At 61.9% G+C, this 23,267-nt stretch carries 20 protein-coding genes; 17 read left to right on the top strand and 3 right to left on the bottom strand.

What is annotated here, in order from left to right:
* Positions 1 to 8: 8 nt before the first annotated feature.
* The 5 genes from DBR46_RS02585 (at position 9) to DBR46_RS02610 (ending at position 4,650) form a co-directional block, all read left to right on the top strand.
* Positions 9 to 416: a translation initiation factor 2 gene (locus DBR46_RS02585; protein ID WP_124524907.1), complete on the top strand. Its 408-nt coding sequence runs from the start codon at positions 9 to 11 to the stop codon at positions 414 to 416.
* A 7-nt stretch (positions 417 to 423) separates the two neighbouring features.
* Positions 424 to 1,101 carry a response regulator transcription factor gene (locus DBR46_RS02590; protein WP_124524908.1) on the top strand — a complete coding sequence of 226 codons (678 nt, stop codon included), beginning with the start codon at positions 424 to 426 and terminating at the stop codon, positions 1,099 to 1,101.
* Positions 1,102 to 1,383: 282 nt separating this feature from the next.
* Complete coding sequence (locus DBR46_RS02600; protein ID WP_017737990.1) at positions 1,384 to 1,848, top strand: Spy/CpxP family protein refolding chaperone; 465 nt, start codon at positions 1,384 to 1,386, stop codon at positions 1,846 to 1,848.
* A 68-nt stretch (positions 1,849 to 1,916) separates the two neighbouring features.
* The gene (locus DBR46_RS02605; RefSeq protein ID WP_124524910.1) at positions 1,917 to 3,260 is read left to right on the top strand and encodes a sensor histidine kinase KdpD; all 1,344 of its coding nucleotides are present in this window, start codon (positions 1,917 to 1,919) and stop codon (positions 3,258 to 3,260) included.
* 40 nt (positions 3,261 to 3,300) lie between these two features.
* Entirely contained in the window at positions 3,301 to 4,650 is a 1,350-nt protein-coding gene (locus DBR46_RS02610; protein WP_124524911.1) for a CoA transferase, read from the top strand.
* 115 nt (positions 4,651 to 4,765) lie between these two features.
* Here DBR46_RS02610 and DBR46_RS02615 read toward each other — a convergent pair whose 3' ends face one another.
* On the bottom strand, positions 4,766 to 5,629 hold the full coding sequence (locus DBR46_RS02615; protein WP_124524912.1) for a DNA-3-methyladenine glycosylase: 864 nt from the start codon (positions 5,627 to 5,629) through the stop codon (positions 4,766 to 4,768).
* A complete protein-coding gene (gene arcD / locus DBR46_RS02620) occupies positions 5,626 to 7,053 on the bottom strand; it encodes an arginine-ornithine antiporter (protein WP_124524913.1) in 1,428 nt (475 codons plus the stop codon). The genes DBR46_RS02615 and arcD (DBR46_RS02620) overlap by 4 nt, the downstream gene beginning before the upstream one ends.
* Positions 7,054 to 7,500: 447 nt before the next feature.
* On the opposite strand from arcD (DBR46_RS02620), the gene arcD (DBR46_RS02625) reads away from it, so the two are divergent.
* The 12 genes from arcD (DBR46_RS02625) to DBR46_RS02690 all read left to right on the top strand — a co-directional run bounded on the left by arcD (DBR46_RS02625) (position 7,501) and on the right by DBR46_RS02690 (position 22,020).
* Positions 7,501 to 8,928, top strand: a complete 1,428-nt coding sequence (arcD, locus tag DBR46_RS02625) for an arginine-ornithine antiporter (protein ID WP_026136948.1) — start codon at positions 7,501 to 7,503, stop codon at positions 8,926 to 8,928.
* 34 nt (positions 8,929 to 8,962) lie between these two features.
* Positions 8,963 to 10,219, top strand: coding sequence for an arginine deiminase (gene arcA / locus DBR46_RS02630; protein ID WP_124524914.1), 1,257 nt, complete (start codon positions 8,963 to 8,965; stop codon positions 10,217 to 10,219).
* A gap of 69 nt (positions 10,220 to 10,288) precedes the next feature.
* A complete protein-coding gene (locus DBR46_RS02635) occupies positions 10,289 to 11,299 on the top strand; it encodes an ornithine carbamoyltransferase (protein ID WP_124524915.1) in 1,011 nt (336 codons plus the stop codon).
* Positions 11,300 to 11,455: 156 nt separating this feature from the next.
* Positions 11,456 to 12,385: a carbamate kinase gene (gene arcC / locus DBR46_RS02645; RefSeq protein WP_124524917.1), complete on the top strand. Its 930-nt coding sequence runs from the start codon at positions 11,456 to 11,458 to the stop codon at positions 12,383 to 12,385.
* 18 nt (positions 12,386 to 12,403) lie between these two features.
* Complete coding sequence (locus tag DBR46_RS02650; protein ID WP_124524918.1) at positions 12,404 to 12,766, top strand: DUF5064 family protein; 363 nt, start codon at positions 12,404 to 12,406, stop codon at positions 12,764 to 12,766.
* A gap of 213 nt (positions 12,767 to 12,979) precedes the next feature.
* Positions 12,980 to 14,488: a sigma-54-dependent transcriptional regulator gene (locus DBR46_RS02660; protein ID WP_124524920.1), complete on the top strand. Its 1,509-nt coding sequence runs from the start codon at positions 12,980 to 12,982 to the stop codon at positions 14,486 to 14,488.
* Between the two features lie 403 nt (positions 14,489 to 14,891).
* A complete protein-coding gene (gene gcvH / locus DBR46_RS02665) occupies positions 14,892 to 15,275 on the top strand; it encodes a glycine cleavage system protein GcvH (RefSeq protein WP_078738842.1) in 384 nt (127 codons plus the stop codon).
* 10 nt (positions 15,276 to 15,285) lie between these two features.
* On the top strand, positions 15,286 to 18,123 hold the full coding sequence (gene gcvP, locus DBR46_RS02670) for an aminomethyl-transferring glycine dehydrogenase (RefSeq protein ID WP_124524921.1): 2,838 nt from the start codon (positions 15,286 to 15,288) through the stop codon (positions 18,121 to 18,123).
* Between the two features lie 162 nt (positions 18,124 to 18,285).
* A complete protein-coding gene (locus DBR46_RS02675; RefSeq protein WP_124524922.1) occupies positions 18,286 to 19,662 on the top strand; it encodes an L-serine ammonia-lyase in 1,377 nt (458 codons plus the stop codon).
* A 39-nt stretch (positions 19,663 to 19,701) separates the two neighbouring features.
* Positions 19,702 to 20,826, top strand: coding sequence for a glycine cleavage system aminomethyltransferase GcvT (gcvT, locus tag DBR46_RS02680; RefSeq protein WP_124524923.1), 1,125 nt, complete (start codon positions 19,702 to 19,704; stop codon positions 20,824 to 20,826).
* Positions 20,827 to 21,218: 392 nt separating this feature from the next.
* Positions 21,219 to 21,437, top strand: coding sequence for a cold-shock protein (locus tag DBR46_RS02685; protein WP_003193835.1), 219 nt, complete (start codon positions 21,219 to 21,221; stop codon positions 21,435 to 21,437).
* Positions 21,438 to 21,531: 94 nt separating this feature from the next.
* Positions 21,532 to 22,020 carry an RDD family protein gene (locus tag DBR46_RS02690; RefSeq protein ID WP_124524924.1) on the top strand — a complete coding sequence of 163 codons (489 nt, stop codon included), beginning with the start codon at positions 21,532 to 21,534 and terminating at the stop codon, positions 22,018 to 22,020.
* A 136-nt stretch (positions 22,021 to 22,156) separates the two neighbouring features.
* Here DBR46_RS02690 and nadA read toward each other — a convergent pair whose 3' ends face one another.
* Positions 22,157 to 23,215 (bottom strand): quinolinate synthase NadA, encoded by a 1,059-nt coding sequence (gene nadA, locus DBR46_RS02700; RefSeq protein WP_124524925.1) that lies wholly within the window; start codon positions 23,213 to 23,215, stop codon positions 22,157 to 22,159.
* Positions 23,216 to 23,267 lie beyond the last annotated feature (52 nt).

Below are 23,267 nucleotides of genomic sequence, written 5' to 3' on the forward strand. Positions count from 1 at the left end.
GAGTTCCGATGCGCTTACGTCAGTTGTGTCTGTTGGCAGTGTTAATGATCGGGGCTACGGCCCACGCGGAAGAAACCTCGAACACCGGCAATTCGACGCCCCTGTCGTTGAGTGCCGGCAGCCAGATCAGCGAGTTGCAGCAACGCTTGAAAGACAGCGAGCGGCAACGTGAAGAATTGAGCAAGCAACTGCAAAACGCGGATGCTGCCCGCGAAAGCGCACAATTAAGTCACCTTCGCCAAGAGAACCAACGCCTGTCCCAGCAACTCAAAGAGACACAGGGCGGTGCCTTGACCCGTTGGCTGACCGAGCAACAACAGTGGTTTGTCACCGGTGGGGCCGTCGCACTGATCGCCTTGCTGTGCGGGATCTTCGCCAGCGGTGGGCACCGTCGCCGTCGACAATGGCTAAATTGAGTGAGTCATGAGCGAGCTGTTACTGATAGATGATGACCAGGAGCTCTGTGAGCTGCTGACCAGTTGGTTGAGCCAGGAAGGCTTCCAGGTGCGCGCCTGCCATGACGGCTTGAGCGCGCGTAAAGCCCTGGCTGACACGGCACCTGCCGCCGTGGTGCTGGATGTGATGCTGCCCGACGGCAGCGGCCTGGAGCTGCTCAAGCAATTGCGCAGTGATCACCCGGACTTGCCCGTGCTGATGCTGTCGGCCCGGGGCGAACCGCTGGACCGCATCCTCGGCCTCGAACTCGGCGCCGACGACTACCTGGCCAAGCCGTGCGACCCTCGCGAACTCACCGCCCGCCTGCGCGCGGTACTGCGCCGCAGCCACCCCGCCGCCGTGTCTACGCAGATGGAACTGGGTGACCTGTGCTTCAGCCCGGTGCGCGGCGTGGTCAGCATCGACGAGCAGGAATTCACCCTCACCGTCTCCGAAAGCCGCCTGCTGGAAGCCTTGCTGCGCCAGCCCGGCGAGCCACTGGACAAACAGGAACTGGCGCAGATCGCCCTGGGTCGCAAGCTGACCCTTTACGATCGCAGCCTGGACATGCACGTCAGCAACCTGCGCAAAAAGATCGGCCCACACCCGGATGGCCGGCCACGGATCGTGGCGTTGCGTAGCCGCGGTTACTACTACGCCCCCTGAGCATCAACACTATTCCTGTGGAGCGAGCTTGTGTGGGAGCGGGCTTGCTCGCGAAGACGGAGTGTCAGGCAACATATTCATTGGCTGATCCACCGCTTTCGCGAGCAAGCCCGCTCCCACACAAGCCCGCTCCCACATTTTATCTCATCTGCCTTGCTGGTTTTGTCAGCTCCCGCCAAACTCCTCTTTACCCAAGCTTTACGCTCCCCTGACTGCCGCTGACCTTCATCTCCGTAATCTACTTACATCCGGACTCACCGGAATAGAGACAGGAGAATCACCATGCGCAAGACCCTTATCGCTTTGATGTTCGCCGCTGCCCTGCCAACCGTTGCCATGGCGGCAATGCCCGACGGCCGCGGCCCGATGGGCGGCCCGGAAGGCCACATGATGGGCGGCCCGGGCCACGGCGGTGAACACGGTCCGCGTGGCAAAGGCGGCCCCTTCAGCCAGCTGGACTTGAGCAAAGAGCAGCGCGAGCAAATCGGCAAACTGATGGGCGACCAATGGCACGCTCGCAAAGACCTGACCAAAAAGTACCTGGACAAACTCCCGGCCGCTGAGCAAAAAGCCATGCAGGACGAGATCGCTGCCGGCAAGCAGAAAACCCAGGCGGATATCCGCGCTGTGCTGAAACCCGATCAGCAGAAGAAATTCGACGAGATCGTCAAGAAACAAGCCGAGCGCCGTGCCGAGTGGAAGGAATTCCAGGCCTGGAAAGCGCAACAGCCGCAAAAAGCGCAATAATGCCCATGCGTTAACGCTTCCAGCCCAGTGGCCACCGCCACTGGGCTTTTCCTGTTTGAGGGTTTCCTGTGCGCTCATTGTTCTGGCGGATCCTGGCCAGTTTCTGGCTGGCCATCGCTCTGGTTGCCGGGTTGTCGATCCTGCTTGGGCACATGCTCAACCAGGACGGCTGGATTCTCAGCCGCCACCCCGGCCTCGCCAACCTGCCCGAAGAATGGGCGCAACTCTACGAATCCCAGGGTGAAGATGCCGCCCAGGAGTTGTTGCAACAGCGCAAGCGCCAGTACCACATTGACGTGCAAGTGCTCAATGAAAGCGGCGAACCGGTGGTGCGCGGCACGTTCCCGCGGCGCTCGGCCGCGTTCGAAGCCCGGCAAAATGACAGCAAGGACGGCCATCTGCCGTGGCGGCGCCTGACCGCCGAGTACACCAGCGAGAAAACCGGCGACACCTACCTGCTGATCTACCGCATCCCCCACCCGGAACTGGACGCCTGGCACCGCAGCAGCCTGTTGTGGCCGCTGAGCGCCCTGGCGATTGCCCTGGTGGTGCTGACGTTGTTCAGCTTGCTGGTGACGCTGTCCATCACCCGCCCCTTGAGCCGTTTGCGCGGCGCAGTGCATGACCTCGGCCAAGCCACCTACCAGCAAAACAGCCTGGCACGCCTGGCCAACCGCCGCGATGAGTTCGGCGTGCTCGCCACCGACTTCAACCGCATGGGTGCGCGCCTGCAAAGCCTGATCGGCAGCCAGCGCCAACTGCTGCGCGACGTCTCCCATGAACTGCGCTCGCCCCTGGCCCGCCTGCGCATCGCCCTGGCCCTGGCCGAGCGCGCCAGCCCCGATGAACGGGAGAAACTCTGGCCGCGCCTGACCCGAGAATGCGACCGCCTTGAAGCCTTGATCAGTGAAATCCTGGTGCTGGCCCGCGTCGATGCCGACAACGCCAGCGCTGAGGACGTCGATCTCGACCCGTTGCTCAAGGCCCTGCAAAAAGACGCCCTGCTCAGCGCACCCGAGCAAAAGGTGCAACTGAGCGGCGACAGCGACCTGCACCTCAAGGGCTGGCCGACCATGATCGAACGCGCCGTGGACAACCTGCTGCGCAATGCCCAGCGCTTCAACCCACCGGAGCACCCCATCGAATTGCATGCCCAGCGCCAGGGCGAGCGCATCCTGATCAGCGTGCGCGACCACGGCCCCGGCGTGGAAGCCGAGCACCTGCACCAGTTGGGCGAACCGTTTTACCGCGCCCCTGGCCAGACCGCTCAAGGCCACGGCCTGGGCCTGGCGATCGCGCGCCGCGCGGCCGAGCGTCACGGCGGCAGCCTGCTCCTGGCCAATCACCCGGGCGGCGGGTTTATCGCCAGTATCGAGTTGCCGCTGGAACCTGGGGTTGCCACACCGACCTGATCATCTCTTATAGTGGCCCTTCTCTTACGGAGGGCCTTTGATGACTGACCTGCTGACTCCCATCCAAGCCGCACTCGCTCTGCCCCACACCCCGTTGGCCTTTACCGAGGCCGGCGCCCTGCCCTCGGCATTTGCCGTCACCGAACTGGCCAGCGCCAGCCTCGGCGCTGCGGGCCAGGCGGTGGCGCAACTGATCCTGCAACAGACCGGGCGTTTGCCCGCCGTCAGCGTGGACCGGCGCCTCGCCTCCTTCTGGTTCTCCTCTTCGATCCGCCCGGTCGGCTGGCAAGTGCCGCCACTGTGGGACCCGGTGGCCGGCGATTACGCCAGCACCGATGGCTGGATTCGCCTGCACACCAACGCGCCCCATCACCGTGCGGCCGCCGAACGCATCCTCGGCAAGGTCGCCGACCGCAACGAGATGGCCAGCAAGGTAGCCCAATGGAACGCCGCCGAACTGGAGCAGGCGATTGTCGATGAAGGCGGCTGTGCCGCGCAGATGCGCTCGTGGCAGGCCTGGCAGGCGCACCCGCAAGGATTGGCGGTGAATGCCGAAGCCTTGGTCCAACGCCAAGCCTTCGAAACCACCACCGACACACCCTGGCTCGGCTCAGTCGCACGGCCACTGGCGGGCATCAAAGTGCTCGACCTGACCCGCGTATTGGCCGGCCCGGTGGCCAGTCGCTTCCTCGCCGGCCTTGGCGCCGACGTGCTGCGCATCGACTCGCCGACCTGGGACGAGGCCGGCGTGGTGCCGGAAATGACCCTGGGCAAACGCTGCGCGCGCCTCGACCTTAAAAGCCCCGAAGGCCGGCAGGTGTTCGAAGCGCTCCTCAAGGACACCGACATTCTGCTCCACGGTTACCGCGCCGACGCCCTGGAACACCTGGGCTACACCGCCAGCGAATTGCAGCAGATCGCCCCGGGCCTGATCGATGTGAGCCTCAACGCCTACGGCTGGAGCGGCCCGTGGCGCAATCGCCGCGGGTTCGACAGCCTGGTGCAGATGAGCAGCGGGATTGCCGACGCGGGGATGGCCTGGAAACACGCGGATAAACCGGTGCCGCTGCCGTTGCAGGCGCTGGATCACGCCACCGGATACTTGATGGCGGCCAGCGCGATCCAGGCCTTGAGCGAGCGCTTGAAAAGCGGACGCGGTGGCTCGGCGCGCTTGTCGCTGGCGCGCACAGCGGCGTTGTTGGTGGAGGCTGGGCACGTGCCGCCGCAACCGGCGTTGCGGGCAGAGCAGGCAGGTGATCAAGGTTTGCTGGTGGAACAGACGGCCTGGGGGCCGGCCCATCGATTGCTCGCACCGGTGACGATCAGCGGCACGCCGTTGCAGTGGGATTTGCCGGCTGGGGAATTGGGGTCACACCGGGCTCAGTGGTGACCTGAGGACCGCTTTCGCGAGCAAGCCCGCTCCCACATTTTGACCGAGTACATCCCTTGGAATGCGGTCAAGTGTGGGAGCGGGCTTGCTCGCGAAGAGGCCCTCACAGCCACCCTCAATCCCCCCGACTCAACGACGCCCACAAATGCTGCGCCGCATACGCCCGCAACGGCCGCCAAGCCTCGGCCCGTGCCAATAGCTGCCGCGCCGAAACCGGCCCGCCCTCCAGTGCTGCCAGGGCATTGATCAAACCAATATCCCCCGAAGCAAACGCATCCACCTCACGCATCTGACGCATGGCGATGTACTGCGCCGTCCAATCGCCAATCCCCGGCAACGCCACCAACCGCGCCACGCCGTCCTTGAGGCTGGCCTTGGGCTCGAACAATTCAGGATCATCCAGCAACGCCTGGGCAACACCGGACAAGGTGCGGCCCCGTGCCTTGGGCATGCCCAAAGCCGCCAGGTCTGCCACCGCCAACACCTGGGCCGTCGGGAACACATGGGTGATGCCTGCGTGTGGCGTCGCCAGTGGCTGGCCATACTGGGCGACCAATTTACCCGCCAGGCGAATCGCCGCCGCCACCGTGATCTGCTGACCCAATACCGCACGGTTCGCCAGTTCCAGGCCGTCCCAGGTGCCCGGCAAGCGCAGGCCAGGACGGGCCGCCACCAGCTGCGCCATCAACGGGTCGCTCGCCAACTGTGGGTTGATCACCTGCGGCTGGGCATCCAGGTCAAACATCCGGCGCAAGCGCCGCTCGATCTCGGGCAAGGCGGCGGCGTGAGGAAAATCGACAGTGGCCTCCAGCCAATCCCCCACCCCCAGCGCCACACTGATCCAGCCATGCTGGCCGCCGACGCTGATGCTACGTCGATACACACCTGCCTCGACCGTCTCCAACCCGCTGATCGCCCGCGCCGACAAAAACCCGATCATCGCTGCCCAATCGTAGGGCGGCGCAAATGCCAGTCTCACAACGTCAATACCCCGCTATACAGCCCATACGCCGCCAGCCCGGCGCCAGCAATCACACAGCTGAAAATGCCCTTTTCCATGTGGGTAAACAACGGCTGGCCCTGCTCACGCTTGGCCAGGGCAAACAGGATCACCCCCGGCGCGTACAGCAGCGCCGACAACAGCAAGTACTTCAACCCGCCGGCATACAGCAGCCACACCGCATACCCGAAGGCAATCAGCGCCACCAGCAAGTCCTTCAAGCGTTGGCCATGGGCGCCTTCGTAGGTCTCGCCACGCCCGCTCAACAGCACCGCATAGGCCGCCGACCACAGGTACGGCACCAGGATCATCGACGAGGCCAGGTAGATCAGGGTGGTGTAGGTGCTGTGGGAAAACAGCGTGATCACCAGGAAGATCTGGATCATCACATTGGTCAGCCACAGCGCATTGACCGGCACCTGATTGGCGTTTTCCTTCTTCAGAAAGGCCGGCATGGTCTTGTCATGGGCGGTGGCGTAGAGGATTTCGGCACAGAGCAATGCCCACGACAGCAACGCGCCGAGCAGCGACACGGCCAGGCCGATGCTGATCGCCATGGCGCCCCACGGCCCGACGATATGTTCCAGCACGCCCGCCAGGGACGGGTTCTGCAATTGTGCCAGCTCAGGCTGGCTCATGATCCCCAGGGACAACACGTTCACCAGCACCAGTAACGCCAGCACGCCGAGAAAACCGATCACCGTGGCCCGGCCCACGTCCGAGCGTTTCTCGGCCCGCGCGGAGTAGACGCTGGCACCTTCGATGCCGATAAACACAAACACGGTGACCAGCATCATGTTACGCACCTGGTCCACCACATCGCCGAGCTGCGGGTTGCCCAGGCCCCAGATATCGCGGGTGAAAATATCCGCGTTGAACGCCACGGCGGCGATCACGATAAACATCAGCAACGGCACGATCTTCGCCACGGTGGTGATCAGGTTGATAAACGCCGCCTCCTTGATCCCGCGCATCACCAGAAAATGCACCGCCCACAGCAACAACGACGCACAGCCGATGGCCACCGGCGTGTTGCCCTGGCCAAACACCGGGAAAAAGTAGCCCAGGGTGCTGAACAGCAACACGAAGTAACCGACGTTGCCCATCCACGCACTGATCCAATACCCCCAGGCCGACGAGAAACCCATGTAGTCGCCAAACCCCGCCTTGGCGTAGGCGTACACCCCGGAATCCAGCTCGGGTTTGCGGTTGGCCAGGGTCTGGAACACAAACGCCAGGGTCAGCATGCCCACGGCGGTAATCCCCCAGCCGATCAATACGGCCCCCACTTCGGCGCGGGCGGCCATGTTTTGTGGCAAGGAAAAAATCCCCCCGCCGATCATCGAACCCACCACCAGGGCGATCAGGGCGCCGAGTCGAAGTTTCTGGGCCGGTTGGGACATGGCGACTCCTGGATAAACAACTGTTTGAGCTGACAACTGTGCACTCAACTAATTAACTCAGCGAGTGTAGCGTTTATTAGAGAAGGCGATAAGGCAGGCAGGCTCATAACCTAAAGGCATGTCGCTTTATGAAGTTTAGGCTTATTTAGATTTTAAATACGGCGACAAATTTAACCCTTATAGCGCTTTGGTGAAACTTCGTTCAAAAAGTTTGCACATCCGTGAAAACGGTCTAGCTTCAAACGTCCATGCCCCTGGCTAAATAATTAATCACAACGGCGAAACCGCTCTGGAAAGCGCCTTCCCGAGGATTTTTACTGCCCAAGAGATTCCATCCTAAGTCATTAATTCACAATGGAATGTGCCAATGAAGTGATCTGAGTCAGCTGTTTGAATAGCGCACAGAATTATTCTGTGGTCTCTCTTCTCCTGCATTGGAGTCACGCAATGTCTGACACTCCCGGAAAACTTAGGCTAGGTGCATTGGTTGCACTTGTCGTGGGCTCAATGATTGGTGGCGGGATCTTCTCTCTGCCACAAAACATGGCCGCCAGCGCCGATGTCGGCGCAGTGTTGATTGGTTGGGTGATTACCGCCATCGGCATGTTGACCCTCGCTTTTGTGTTCCAGACCCTCGCCAACCGCAAGCCCGACCTCGACGGCGGTGTGTATGCCTACGCCAAGGCCGGTTTTGGCGATTACATGGGCTTCTCGTCCGCCTGGGGTTACTGGATCAGCGCCTGGCTGGGCAACGTCGGTTACTTCGTATTGCTGTTCAGCACCCTCGGTTATTTTTTCCCGATCTTCGGCGAAGGCAATACGCCGGCGGCGGTAATAGGTGCCTCGGCGCTGCTGTGGGCCGTGCATTTCCTGGTGTTGCGCGGGATCAAGGAAGCGGCGTTCATCAACCTGGTGACCACCGTCGCCAAGGTCGTGCCGCTGGTGCTGTTCGTGTTGATCGCGCTGTTCGCGTTCAAGCTGGAGATCTTCACCGCTGACATCTGGGGCGTGAAAAACCCCGACCTGGGCAGCGTGATGAACCAGGTGCGCAACATGATGCTGGTCACCGTGTGGGTGTTTATCGGTATCGAGGGCGCGAGCATCTTCTCGTCCCGTGCGGAAAAGCGCTCCGACGTGGGCAAGGCCACCGTGATCGGTTTTATCACCGTGCTGCTGTTCCTGATGCTGGTGAACGTGCTGTCCCTGGGGATCATGACCCAACCGGAACTGGCCAAGCTGCAGAACCCGTCGATGGCCGCCGTGCTGGAGCATGTGGTGGGCCACTGGGGCGCGGTGCTGATCAGCGTCGGCTTGATCATCTCGCTGCTGGGGGCGCTGCTGTCGTGGGTGCTGCTGTGTGCGGAGATCATGTTCGCCGCCGCCAAAGACCACACCATGCCGGAGTTCCTGCGCAAGGAAAACGCCAACCACGTACCGGTCAACGCCCTGTGGCTGACCAACGCGATGGTGCAGCTGTTCCTGATCATCACGCTGTTCTCCGCCAGCACCTACCTGTCGCTGATCTACCTCGCTACTTCGATGATCCTGGTGCCCTACCTGTGGTCGGCGGCCTACGCCCTGCTGCTGGCGGTGCGCGGCGAGACCTACGAAAACGCCCTCAAGGAGCGCAAGAAAGACCTGTTCATCGGCGCCATCGCCCTGATCTACGCGATCTGGCTGCTCTACGCCGGCGGCACCAAATACCTGCTGCTCTCCGCCCTGCTCTACGCCCCCGGCGCGATCCTGTTCGCCAAGGCCAAGCGTGAACTGGGCAAACCGATTTTCACCAATGTCGAGAAGCTGATTTTCGCCGCAGTGGTCATTGGCGCCCTGGTGGCGGCCTATGGGCTCTACGACGGCTTCCTGACCCTGTAACACCTGAATCTTTTTGTTCACTGGAGGATCTGAAATGACCACGGAAAAAGTGAAGTACGGCGTACATTCCGAAGCCGGCAAACTGCGCAAAGTCATGGTGTGCTCCCCAGGCTTGGCCCACCAGCGGCTGACTCCCAACAACTGCGATGAACTGCTGTTCGATGACGTGCTGTGGGTGGCCCAGGCCAAGCGTGACCACTTCGACTTCGTGACCAAGATGCGCGAGCGGGATATTGATGTGCTGGAAATGCACAACCTGCTCACCGATATCGTCGCCATCCCCGAAGCGCTGGACTGGATCCTGGAGCGCAAGATCACCGCCAACACCGTCGGCCTGGGCCTGGTCAATGAAGTCGGCTCGTGGTTGCGCAGCCTGGAGCCGCGCAAGACCGCCGAGTTCCTTATCGGTGGCGTATCCGCCGATGACCTGCCAAGCCAATTCGGTGGCAAGACCATCGAGATGTTCCGCGACTTCCTCGGCCACGCCAGCTTCATCCTGCCGCCGCTGCCCAACACCCAGTTCACCCGTGACACCACCTGCTGGATCTACGGCGGCGTGACGCTGAACCCGATGTACTGGCCGGCGCGACGTCAGGAAACCCTGCTGACCACCGCCATCTACAAGTTCCACCCCGAGTTCACCAACGCCGACTTCCAGATCTGGTACGGCGACCCTGACCAGGAACACGGCGCCTCCACCCTGGAAGGCGGCGACGTGATGCCAATCGGCAACGGTGTGGTGTTGATCGGCATGGGCGAGCGCTCGTCCCACCAGGCCATCGGCCAACTGGCGCGCAACCTGTTCAAGAACAAGGCGGTGGAAAAAGTCATCGTCGCCGGCCTGCCGAAATCCCGCGCCGCGATGCACCTGGACACTGTGTTCAGCTTCTGCGACCGCGACCTCGTGACCATCTTCCCCGAAGTGGTCAACCAGATCGTCGCCTTCACCCTGCGCCCTGACGAAAGCAAACCCCACGGTATCGACATCCAACGCGAGAAATCCAACTTCCTCGACACCGTCGCCGCCGCCCTCGGCCTCAAGGCCCTGCGCGTGGTGGAAACCGGCGGCAACGCCTTCGCCGCCGAGCGCGAGCAGTGGGACGACGGCAACAACGTGGTGGCCGTGGAGCCTGGCGTGGTCATCGGCTACGACCGCAACACCTACACCAACACCCTGCTGCGCAAGGCCGGTGTGGAAGTCATCACCATCAGCGCCGGTGAACTCGGTCGGGGCCGTGGCGGCGGCCACTGCATGACCTGCCCGATCATCCGCGACCCTATCGACTACTAAACGACCATCCACCCGGCGGCGCCTATCCCGCGCCGACCGGGCCGATTACCGAATCCAAGGAGAATCATCATGGCGTTCAACATCCACAACCGCAGCCTGCTCAGCCTGGAACACCACACCCCGCGCGAGCTGCGCTACCTGCTGGACCTGTCCCGCGACCTCAAGCGCGCCAAGTACACCGGCACCGAACAGCAACACCTCAAAGGCAACAACATTGCGCTGATCTTCGAAAAAACCTCCACCCGCACCCGTTGCGCCTTCGAAGTGGCGGCCTATGACCAGGGCGCCAACGTCACCTACATCGACCCGGGCTCGTCGCAGATCGGCCACAAGGAAAGCATGAAAGACACCGCCCGCGTGCTCGGGCGCATGTACGACGCCATCGAATACCGTGGCTTCAAGCAGGAAATCGTCGAAGAACTGGCCAAGTTCGCCGGTGTGCCGGTGTTCAACGGCCTCACCGATGAATACCACCCGACCCAGATGATCGCCGACGTGCTGACCATGCGTGAACACGCCGACAAGCCGATCCACGAGATCAGCTACGCGTACCTGGGCGACGCGCGCAACAACATGGGCAACTCGCTGCTGCTGGTGGGTTCCAAGCTGGGCATGGACGTGCGCATCTGCGCGCCAAAAGCCCTGTGGCCTCACGATGACCTGGTGGGCCGCTGCAAAAAATACGCGGAAGAAAGTGGCGCGCGCATCACCCTCACCGAAGACCCTAAAGCGGCGGTGAAAGGCGTGGACTTCATCCACACCGACGTCTGGGTCTCTATGGGCGAACCGGTTGAAGCCTGGGCCGAGCGCATCGAGCAACTGCTGCCGTACCAAGTGAACGCCGAGCTGATGAAAGCCACCGGCAACCCACGCACCAAGTTCATGCACTGCCTGCCGGCGTTCCATAACAGCGATACCAAGATCGGCAAACAGATTGCCGAGCAGTATCCGCACCTGGCCAATGGCATTGAAGTGACGGACGACGTGTTCGAATCGCCGGCGTGTATTGCCTTTGAGCAGGCGGAGAACCGCATGCATACCATCAAGGCGATTTTAGTCTCGACCCTGGCTGACCTGTAACTGAAGGAATGCGGACCAACCTGTGGGAGCGGGCTTGCTCGCGAAAGCGGTGCATCAGTCAACACATGTATCAACTGATCCACCGCTTTCGCGAGCAAGCCCGCTCCCACATTTTGTCCCGTGTTCACAACGATGGATTCCAGAAGGACACTCTGTATGCGTATCGTCGTTGCACTGGGCGGGAACGCCCTGCTCCGCCGTGGTGAACCCATGACTGCGGACAACCAACGCGCCAATATCCGAATTGCCACCGAACAGATCGCCAAGATCCACCCCGGCAACGAACTGGTCATCGCCCACGGCAATGGCCCGCAAGTCGGCCTGCTGTCGTTGCAGGCGGCGGCCTACACCCAGGTGTCGCCGTACCCGCTGGACGTGCTCGGAGCCGAGACCGAAGGCATGATCGGCTACATCATCGAACAGGAACTGGGCAACCTGCTGGACTTCGAAGTGCCCTTCGCCACCCTGCTCACCCAGGTCGAAGTGGACGCCAACGACCCCGCCTTCAAGAACCCGACCAAGCCCATCGGCCCCGTGTATTCCAAGGCCGAAGCAGAAAAACTCGCCGCTGAAAAAGGCTGGGCGATTGCCCCGGACGGCGACAAGTACCGCCGTGTGGTGGCCAGCCCACGACCGAAACGCATCTTTGAAATCCGCCCGATCAAGTGGCTGCTGGAAAAAAGCAGCATCGTGATCTGCGCCGGCGGTGGCGGCATCCCGACCATGTACGGCGAAGACGGCAAGCTCAAGGGCATCGAAGCGGTGATCGACAAGGACCTGTGCTCGTCGTTGCTGGCGTCGCAACTGGAAGCCGACTTGCTGGTGATCGCCACCGACGTCAACGCCGCCTTTATCGACTACGGCAAGCCGACCCAGAAAGCCATCGGCCAGGCCCACCCCGACGAAATCGAAAAACTCGGCTTCGCCGCCGGCTCCATGGGGCCCAAGGTGCAAGCGGCCTGCGAGTTCGCCCGCAAGACTGGCAAAACCGCCGTCATCGGTTCACTCTCGGACATCGAAGCGATTGTCCAGGGCAGCGCCGGTACACGCATCAGCACGGCAAAGCCTGGCATTACCTACCTGTGAAGTTGAGGAGAAACGCCTATGGCCACCTTTGAACCGGGTCACTTGCACGTCGAACGTCATGCGCTCAATGCCAATGACTACAGCTACAACCTGTGCATCGACTACGAAGTCAGCCAGGACCCCAAGGAAGGCAAGGGCATGCTCTTCAAGCTGCATGGCTCGGTGCAGGGCAAGGACCTCAAGGAAGAGTTCTTTTTACCCAAGGACCAGGCGTTCGACTTTGCCCGGCATGCGATGAACATTGCGCAGAAGTATGGAATGCCGAAGATCGCGGTGCTCAACGGCTCGATGCACAAGCAGTACGACCTGATGTTCGAGGATGTGCGGCATCAGTTGGATGTGAAGCCCGGTGATCCGGTCAAACCCGAACACCTAGAGTAAGAACACCGCAAATCCCCTGTGGGAGCGGGCTTGTGTGGGAGCGGGCTTGCTCGCGAATGCGGTGTATCAGTTGATACATGTGCTGACTGACACACCGCATTCGCGAGCAAGCCCGCTCCCACATTTGGATCTTCACCCAATGTGGGATTTCACCTCTACCCTCGCTCCAAGGCATACTTGCCGCCTCTGCTCTCCAGAATTGCAAATCGCCCCATGCGTATCCACGTCAGCTTCATCGACCGCGTCGGCATCACCCAGGAAGTCCTGGCCCTGCTCGGTGGGCGCAATCTCAACCTGGATGCGGTGGAAATGGTGCCGCCCAACGTCTACATCGACGCGCCGACCCTCAGCGCCGAGGTGCTCGAAGAACTGCGAGATGCGCTCTTCAGCGTGCATGGCGTACAGGCCGTCACCGTGGTGGACATCCTCCCCGGCCAGCGCCGCCACCTGCAACTGGACGCCCTGCTGGCTGCCATGACCGACCCGGTGCTGGCCCTGGACAGCGCGGGCAAGATCCTGCTGGCCAACCCGGCGTTGATCGCGCTGTACGGTCGCGAACCCGCCGGCGAAAGCATCAGTGAATTGTTCAACGACCCGGCGCTGCTGGCGACCTTGCTGGAACATGGCTTTCGCTTGCCGCTGCGCGAGATCAGCGTCAACGGCCAGACCCTGCTGCTGGACGCCACGCCGATCACCGACGCCGGCGCCCTGCTGACCCTCTACCAACCCAACCGCATCGGCGAACAACTGTCGGCGCTGCACCACGACCATGCCGAAGGCTTTGACGCACTGCTCGGCGAATCGCCGGTGATCCGCACCCTCAAGGCGCGGGCGCAGCGGGTGGCGGCGCTGGATGCGCCGCTGTTGATCCAGGGCGAGACCGGCACCGGCAAAGAGCTGGTGGCGCGGGCCTGCCACGCCAGCAGTGCGCGCCACAGTGCGCCGTTCCTGGCATTGAACTGCGCGGCGTTGCCGGAGAACCTCGCCGAGAGCGAGCTGTTCGGCTATGCCCCGGGCGCGTTTACCGGCGCCCAGCGCGGCGGCAAGCCGGGGCTGATGGAACTGGCCAACCAGGGCACGGTGTTCCTCGATGAGATCGGCGAGATGTCGCCGTATTTGCAGGCCAAGCTGCTGCGTTTTCTCAATGACGGCAGCTTCCGCCGCGTCGGCGGCGACCGTGAGGTGAAGGTCAACGTACGCATCCTCAGCGCCACCCACCGTGATCTGGAAAAGATGGTCAGCGAAGGCACCTTTCGCGAAGACCTGTTCTACCGCCTCAACGTGCTCAACGTCGAAGTGCCACCGCTGCGTCAACGCGGCCAGGACATCCTGCTGCTGGCGCGTTACTTCATGCAACAGGCCTGCGCGCAGATCCAGCGCCCAGTCTGCCGCCTTGCGCCGGGCACCTACCCGGCGCTGTTGGGCAACCGCTGGCCGGGCAACGTGCGCCAGTTGCAGAACGTGATCTTCCGCGCCGCCGCCATCTGCGAAAGCAGCCTGGTGGACATCGGCGACCTCGACATCGCCGGCACGTCGGTCGCGCGCCAGAGTGACAACGAAGTCGACAGCCTGGAACAGGCGGTGGAAGATTTCGAGCGCAGCCTGCTGGAGAAGCTTTACAGCAGCTATCCCTCGACTCGGCAATTGGCCAGCCGGTTGCAGACCTCGCACACCGCGATTGCCCATCGCCTGCGCAAATACGGCATCCCCAACAAACCTTAACTGATAAAACGCAGGTCAAAATGTGGGAGCGGGCTTGCTCGCGAATGCGGTGTATCAGTCAGAGATGTATTCACTGACCCACCGCTTTCGCGAGCAAGCCCGCTCCCACATTGGACTGCATTCCAGTTTTTGGTCCAGGAACGACATCGACTGTACTGAAAGCGCTACAGCGTAACGATATCGCTACAACCCTGTTTTTTGCGTGCCATGCAAGGCTTTGATCCACATAGGCTTTTTTTCCTGCGCCCAACTGTAGCGAAATCGCTACAGTCGTATTGCATAACGCTATAACCATTTTTATTAACTTGTTGATTTATAACGATTTAATAACCTTGGCCGCGATCTTGCTAAGCAACTCCCCATTATTCCGTCCACCAGACGAATCTGGCCCCGAGGAGTTTCCATGAGCGAGTTGCGTTTCACTGAAGATCACGAATGGCTGCGCGCCGAAGCTGACGGCAGCGTCACCGTGGGTATCACCGCTTTCGCACAGAACGCGCTGGGTGATGTGGTTTTCGTGCAACTGCCGGAGTTGCAGGCCTACGACAAGGGCGCCGAAGCGTCCACCGTGGAGTCGGTCAAGGCCGCCAGCGGCGTGTACATGCCGCTGACGGGCGAAGTGTTGGAAGTGAACGACAAGTTGAGCGACAGCCCGGAACTGGTCAACGAAGACCCGATGGGCGAAGGCTGGTTCTTCCGCTTTAAACCGGCCGATGCCGACGCGGTAGCTAAACTGTTGGATCAGGACGCGTACGACCGCCTGATCAAAGCCAACGCTGAAGCTTGAGGAGCGCGCAATGACCGTTCAACTGACCACCGCCAACGAATTCATCGCCCGCCACATCGGCCCGCGCCAGGAAGATGAGCAGCAGATGCTCGCCAGCCTGGGTTTTGACTCCCTGGAAGCCCTGAGCGCCAGCGTGATCCCGGAAAGCATCAAGGGTACCAGCGTGCTCGGCCTGGAAGACGGCCTGAGCGAAGCCGAGGCCCTGGCCAAGATCAAGGCCATCGCCGGCAAGAACCAGCTGTTCAAGACCTACATCGGCCAGGGCTACTACAACTGCCACACCCCGTCGCCGATCCTGCGCAACCTCCTGGAAAACCCGGCCTGGTACACCGCCTACACGCCGTATCAACCAGAAATTTCCCAAGGCCGCCTGGAAGCGCTGCTGAACTTCCAGACCCTGATCAGCGACCTCACCGGCCTGCCGATCGCCAACGCCTCCCTGCTCGACGAAGCCACCGCCGCCGCCGAAGCCATGACCTTCTGCAAGCGCCTGAGCAAGAACAAGGGCAGCAACGCCTTCTTCGCCTCGATCCACAGCCACCCGCAAACCCTCGACGTGCTGCGCACCCGTGCCGAGCCTCTGGGGATTGAAGTCGTGGTCGGCGATGAGCGCGAGCTGAGCGACGTCAGCCCGTTCTTCGGCGCCCTGCTGCAATACCCGGCCAGCAACGGTGACGTGTTCGACTACCGCGCACTGACCGAGCGTTTCCACGCCGCCAACGCCTTGGTAGCCGTGGCCGCCGACCTGCTGGCCCTGACCCTGCTGACCCCACCGGGTGAATTCGGTGCCGACGTGGCCATCGGCAGCGCGCAACGCTTCGGCGTGCCGCTGGGCTTTGGTGGCCCGCATGCGGCGTACTTCTCCACCAAGGATGCGTTCAAGCGCGATATGCCCGGCCGCCTGGTCGGTGTGTCGGTGGACCGTTTCGGCAAGCCGGCCCTGCGCCTGGCCATGCAGACCCGCGAGCAACATATCCGCCGCGAGAAAGCCACGTCGAACATCTGCACCGCCCAGGTACTGCTGGCCAACATCGCCAGCATGTACGCCGTCTACCACGGCCCCAAAGGCCTGACCCAGATCGCCCAGCGCGTGCACCAGCTGACCGCGATCCTGGCCAACGGCCTGACCACCCTGGGCCTGAAGGTCGAGCAGCAGAACTTCTTCGACACCATCACCCTCAACACCGGCGCCCACACCGCCGCTCTGCACGACAAGGCCCGCGCCCAGCGCATCAACCTGCGTGTGGTAGACGGCGAGCGTCTGGGCGTTTCCGTGGATGAAACCACCACCCAGGCTGATATCGAAACCCTGTGGTCGATCTTCGCCGAAGGCAAGGCACTGCCCGCCTTCGCCGAGACTGAAAGCACCCTGCCCGCCGCGCTGCTGCGCCAGTCGCCCGTGCTCAGCCACCCGGTGTTCAACCGTTATCACTCGGAAACCGAGCTGATGCGCTACCTGCGCAAGCTGGCCGACAAGGACCTGGCGCTGGACCGCACCATGATCCCGCTGGGCTCCTGCACCATGAAGCTCAACGCCGCCAGCGAAATGATCCCGGTGACCTGGGCCGAGTTCGGCGCCTTGCACCCGTTCGCCCCGGCCGAGCAAAGCGCCGGCTACCTGGAGCTGACCAGCGACCTGGAAGCCATGCTCTGCGCAGCCACCGGCTACGACGCGATCTCCCTGCAACCAAACGCCGGTTCCCAGGGTGAGTACGCCGGTTTGCTGGCGATCCGCGCTTACCACCAGAGCCGTGGCGATGAGCGCCGCGACATCTGCCTGATCCCATCGTCGGCCCACGGCACCAACCCAGCGACCGCCAACATGGCCGGTATGCGCGTGGTGGTCACCGCGTGCGACGCCCGTGGCAACGTCGATATCGAAGACCTGCGCGCCAAGGCCATCGAGCACCGCGAGCACCTCGCCGCGTTGATGATCACCTACCCGTCCACCCACGGCGTGTTCGAAGAAGGTATCCGCGAAATCTGCGGGATCATCCACGACAACGGCGGCCAGGTGTACATCGACGGCGCCAACATGAACGCCATGGTCGGCCTGTGCGCACCGGGCAAGTTCGGCGGCGACGTGTCCCACCTGAACCTGCACAAGACCTTCTGCATCCCCCACGGAGGCGGCGGCCCGGGCGTTGGCCCGATTGGCGTCAAATCGCACCTCACGCCGTTCCTGCCGGGCCACGCGGCCATGGAACGCAAGGAAGGCGCGGTGTGCGCGGCGCCGTTTGGCAGCGCGAGCATTTTGCCGATCACCTGGATGTACATCAGCATGATGGGCGGCGCAGGCCTCAAGCGCGCTTCGCAGTTGGCGATCCTGAATGCCAACTACATTTCCCGTCGCCTCGAAGAGCACTACCCCGTGCTCTACACCGGCAGCAACGGCCTGGTGGCGCACGAATGCATCCTCGATCTGCGCCCACTGAAAGACAGCAGCGGCATCAGCGTGGATGACGTGGCCAAGCGTTTGATCGACTTCGGTTTCCACGCGCCGACCATGTCGTTCCCGGTGGCCGGCACCTTGATGATCGAGCCGACCGAAAGCGAATCCAAGGAAGAACTGGACCGCTTCTGCAATGCGATGATCGCGATCCGCGAAGAAATCCGCGCGGTGGAAAACGGCACGCTGGACAAGGACGACAACCCGCTGAAAAACGCGCCACACACCGCCGCTGAACTGGTGAGCGAGTGGACCCACCCGTACACCCGCGAGCAGGCGGTGTACCCGGTGCCGTCGTTGATCGAAGGCAAGTACTGGCCGCCGGTTGGGCGAGTGGACAACGTGTTTGGTGATCGCAATTTGGTGTGCGCCTGCCCTTCAATCGAGAGCTACGCATAACCTGAGGCTGTACTCGGTCAAAAATGTGGGAGCGGGCTTGCTCGCGAAAGCGGTGGGTCAATCACAGTTGTATCAACTGACAGACCGCATTCGCGAGCAAGCCCGCTCCCACATTTGACCGAGCCAGGCTTAGAAAAATAATAAGAAACCGGAGAACAACTCATGTCTTTAAGCGTGTTCGACCTGTTCAAGATTGGCATCGGCCCCTCCAGTTCCCACACCGTTGGCCCGATGCGCGCCGCCGCTCGATTCGTCGAGGGCCTCAAGCGCGACCACCTGCTGGGCACCACCACCTGCGTCAAGGTGGAGCTCTATGGCTCGCTGGGCGCCACCGGCAAAGGCCACGGCAGTGACAAGGCCGTGTTGCTGGGCCTGGAAGGCGAACACCCCGACACCGTGAATACCGAAACCGTGGCAGCCCGCCTGGCGCAGATGCGCAAGGACGGCCGCCTGAATTTGCTCGGTGAACACAGCATTGTGTTCAACGAGAAAGAACACCTGGCGATGATCCGCAAACCCCTCGCCTACCATCCCAACGGCATGATCTTTCGCGCCTTCGACGCCGCCAACATCCAGATCCGCAGCCGTGAGTACTACTCGGTCGGCGGTGGTTTTGTGGTGGATGAAGACGCCGCCGGCGCCGACCGCATCGTCGAAGATGCGACCCCGCTGACCTTCCCGTTCAAACACGCCAAGGACTTGCTCGGCCATTGCGCGACCTACGGGCTGTCCATCAGCCAGGTCATGCTGACCAACGAAAGTGCCTGGCGCCCTGAAGCCGAAACCCGCGCCGGGCTGCTGAAGATCTGGCAGGTCATGCAGGACTGCGTGGATGCGGGCTGTCGCAACGAAGGCATCTTGCCCGGTGGCTTGAAGGTCAAGCGCCGCGCGGCAGCGTTGCATCGCCAACTGTGCAAGCACCCGGAATCGGCGCTGCGCGACCCGTTGTCGGTGCTGGACTGGGTCAACCTGTACGCGCTGGCCGTCAACGAAGAAAACGCCAACGGCGGGCGCGTGGTGACGGCGCCCACCAACGGTGCGGCCGGGATTGTGCCGGCCGTGCTGCATTACTACATGCGCTTTATCCCCGGTGCGAATGAAGATGGCGTGGTGCGCTTCCTGCTCACCGCCGCCGCCATCGGCATTCTGTACAAGGAAAACGCGTCGATCTCCGGCGCCGAAGTCGGCTGCCAGGGTGAAGTCGGCGTGGCCTGTTCCATGGCCGCCGGTGCCCTGTGCGAAGTGTTGGGCGGCACGGTTTCCCAGGTGGAAAACGCCGCCGAGATCGGCATGGAACACAACCTCGGCCTGACCTGCGACCCGATTGGCGGGCTGGTGCAGGTGCCGTGCATCGAGCGCAACGCGATGGGCTCGGTGAAAGCCATCAATGCGGTGCGCATGGCCTTGCGCGGCGACGGGCAGCACTTTGTGTCCCTCGACAAGGTCATCCGCACCATGCGCCAGACCGGCGCCGATATGAAAAGCAAATACAAGGAAACCGCCCGTGGCGGTTTGGCGGTCAACATTATCGAGTGCTGACGCCGCAAGGCGCGCCAGCACGTTTTTCAGGAGCTGAACATGTCCACCGAAACCCTGTTGAAAACCCCATTGCACGCCCTGCACCTCGAACTCGGCGCGCGCATGGTGCCCTTCGCCGGCTACGACATGCCGGTGCAATACCCCTTAGGCGTGATGAAGGAACACCTGCACACCCGTGATCAGGCCGGGCTGTTCGACGTGTCCCACATGGGCCAGATCCGCCTCACCGGCGCGAATGCCGCCAAGGCCCTGGAAACCCTGGTGCCGGTCGACATCATCGACCTGCCGGTGGGCATGCAGCGTTATGCGATGTTCACCAACGACCAGGGCGGCATCCTCGACGACCTGATGGTGGCCAACCTGGGTAACGATGAACTGTTCCTGGTGGTCAACGCCGCGTGCAAGGACCAGGACCTGGCGCACCTGCGCAAACATATTGGCGGCCAGTGCAGCATCGAGCCGCTGTTCGAAGAACGTGCCCTGCTCGCCCTGCAAGGCCCGGCAGCGGTGAAAGTGCTGGCGCGCCTGGCACCGGAAGTCACCAAGATGACCTTTATGCAGTTCGCCACCCTGCGTCTGTTGGGTGTGGATTGCTACGTCAGCCGTTCGGGCTACACCGGTGAAGACGGCTTTGAAATCTCGGTACCCGCCGCCAACGCCGAAAGCCTGGCCCGCAGCCTGCTGGCCGAGACCGAAGTCCAGGCCATCGGCCTGGGCGCCCGCGACTCCCTGCGCCTTGAGGCCGGCCTGTGCCTGTACGGCCACGACATGAATGCCGAGACCACGCCGATTGAAGCGAGCCTGCTGTGGGCGATCTCCAAGGCCCGCCGCGCCGATGGCCCGCGTGCCGGTGGTTTCCCGGGTGCCGATCGCATCTTCACCCAGCAGCAAACCGGTGTAAGCCGCAAGCGCGTAGGCCTGCTGCCCCAGGAGCGCACGCCGGTGCGTGAAGGCGCAGAGATCGTTGACGAGCACGGCACCGTGATCGGCAGCGTATGCAGCGGCGGTTTCGGCCCAACCCTCGGCGCCCCGCTGGCCATGGGTTACCTGGACAGCGCGTTCACGGCGCTGGATACGGAAGTGTCTGCGCTGGTACGTGGGAAAAAGGTGCCACTTCGTGTAAGTAAAATGCCATTTGTGCCGCAGCGTTACTACCGTGGTTGATTGACTGTTTCTATAAGTAACGCGGTTGCGTTAACGCGCACTAATTTGTAACGCAACCGCCATAAAACAGTGCATTGACGATAGTCAATTTAATAGGGCACAACCTATAACAAGTGACCAACTCTATCGAATAAGCCGAATCCACCGAGGTGACAAAAGTGTCATAAAGCCGAGCAAACGCTGGGGTTTTGGCAGGGCTTGTATTTTCTCTATTAGTTGGCGTAGAGTTTGCCCACTGTGTTTGCATGGGTCGCATTGAACCAGGACCTGGGCAGTAGCTGAAGTAGTTGCGCTACAACCCGTTCGACGTCTTACTTTCCTGCAATCCAGCACCAGTACTCTTTCATGCGAAAGAGGCTGTCATTAATTTTTAGCGTCAAGGAAATAAGAAAATGTCGGATAGCAAACGTCAGAGCGGCACCGTCAAGTGGTTTAACGACGAAAAAGGGTTTGGTTTTATCACTCCAGAAAGCGGCCCGGATCTGTTCGTGCATTTCCGCGCTATTCAAGGCAACGGCTTCAAGAGCCTGAAAGAAGGCCAGAAAGTGACCTTCGTTTCGGTCCAAGGCCAAAAAGGCCTGCAAGCAGACGAAGTACAAGCAGAAGGCTGATCCTTCCTGCGACAAAAAGCCCCTGACATGACATCAGGGGCTTTTTTATGGGCGTTATTCCGTACTATGGGTTTTTTCTCCAGAGAGCCCCGCCATGTCCAAATCCCTGCTGAGCCCCCAGGGCGAATTTCCCGCCGTTGGCCTGGGCCGTCGACTGGCAGCGATGTTCTATGACTTCTTGCTGTGCACCGCGCTGCTGATCGTCACCGCGTTTATCTACAAGCTGGTGTGGATGGCGTTTATCGGCGAAGCCAGGATGCGCACCCTCACCGAATCCGGCGCGCTGGACGGCGACCCGTTGCTGTCAACGATTCTGTTGTTTGTGGTGTTTGGTTTCTTCGCCAAGTTCTGGACCCATTCCGGGCAGACCCTGGGCATGCAGGTGTGGGGCGTGCGCGTGCAGAACGCAGATGGCTCGCGCATCAGCCTGTGGCAGGCGCTGCTGCGGTTTGTGGTGTCGATTGCGTCGTGGCTGTGCGTGGGGCTGGGGTTTTTCTGGTCGCTGTTTGATAAGCAAAAGCGCAGCTGGCATGACATCTATTCGGATACGCAGCTGGTGCGAATCCCGAAGCAAAAGAAATAATCACAGGCCAGTGAAAATCCAAATGTGGGAGCGGGCTTGCTCGCGAAGGCGGAGTGTCAGTCGCAGGATTCATTGACTGATACACCGCCTTCGCGAGCAAGCCCGCTCCCACATTTTTCACCGAGTTCGCCTCAGGTCAGGCGTTGCCCGCCAACTTCAGCCGCGCCGCCTGGGTGAAATCCAGCATGCGCTTGAGCGGCCGCACCGCATGCGGAATCACCGACGGCTCGACAAAGATCTCATTACTACCCTCACGCAGGCACTGCAACGTACGCTCCAGCGTATTCATCGCCATCCACGGGCAATGCGCGCAACTGCGGCATGCCGCGCCGTTGCCGGCGGTGGGCGCTTCGACAAACACCTTGTCCGGGCACAGCTGCTGCATCTTGTAGAAGATGCCGCGGTCGGTCGCCACGATGAACGTCTTGTTCGGCAAGCGCTGGGCGGCGGCGATCAGTTGGCTGGTGGAACCCACGGCGTCCGCCAGTTCGATCACGGCGGTCGGTGATTCCGGGTGCACCAGGATCGCGGCGTCCGGGTACAGCGCCTTCATGTCTTCCAACTGCTTGGATTTGAACTCTTCGTGGACGATGCACGCACCGTCCCACAGCAGCATGTCGGCACCGGTCTGGCGCTGGATGTAGGTGCCCAGGTGCTTGTCCGGGCCCCAGATAATGGTCTCGCCGTTGTCCATCAGGCTCTCGACGATTTCCAGCGCGCAGCTGGACGTCACCACCCAATCCGCGCGGGCTTTGACCGCTGCCGAAGTGTTGGCGTAGACCACCACCGTGCGCTCGGGATGCTGGTCGCAAAACGCGGAGAACTCGTCCACCGGGCAACCCAGGTCCAGGGAGCACGTGGCTTCCAGGGTCGGCATGAGGATGCGTTTTTCCGGGGTGAGGATCTTGGCCGTCTCGCCCATGAACCGCACGCCGGCGACCAGTACGGTCTTGGCCGGGTGGGCGGCGCCGAAGCGGGCCATTTCCAGGGAGTCGGAAACACAGCCACCGGTTTCTTCGGCCAGGGCCTGGATCACCGGGTCGCAGTAGAAGTGGGCAACCAGCACCGCGTCCTGAGCTTTAAGCTCGGCGGCGATGGCGGCGCGCAGGCTCGCCTCTTCTTCGGCGCTGAGGGCCTTGGGCTGCTTGGCGTCGAGGTGGGCTTGAACCAGAAGGCGTTCGGAAATTTGCGTCATGTTCGCAAGACCTGCAGGCGCAGTAGCGCGAAAGTCGAGTGTACCACCGGCT

The sequence above is a fragment of the Pseudomonas sp. KBW05 genome (genome assembly GCF_003852405.1).
Classification (GTDB): Bacteria; Pseudomonadota; Gammaproteobacteria; order Pseudomonadales; family Pseudomonadaceae; genus Aquipseudomonas.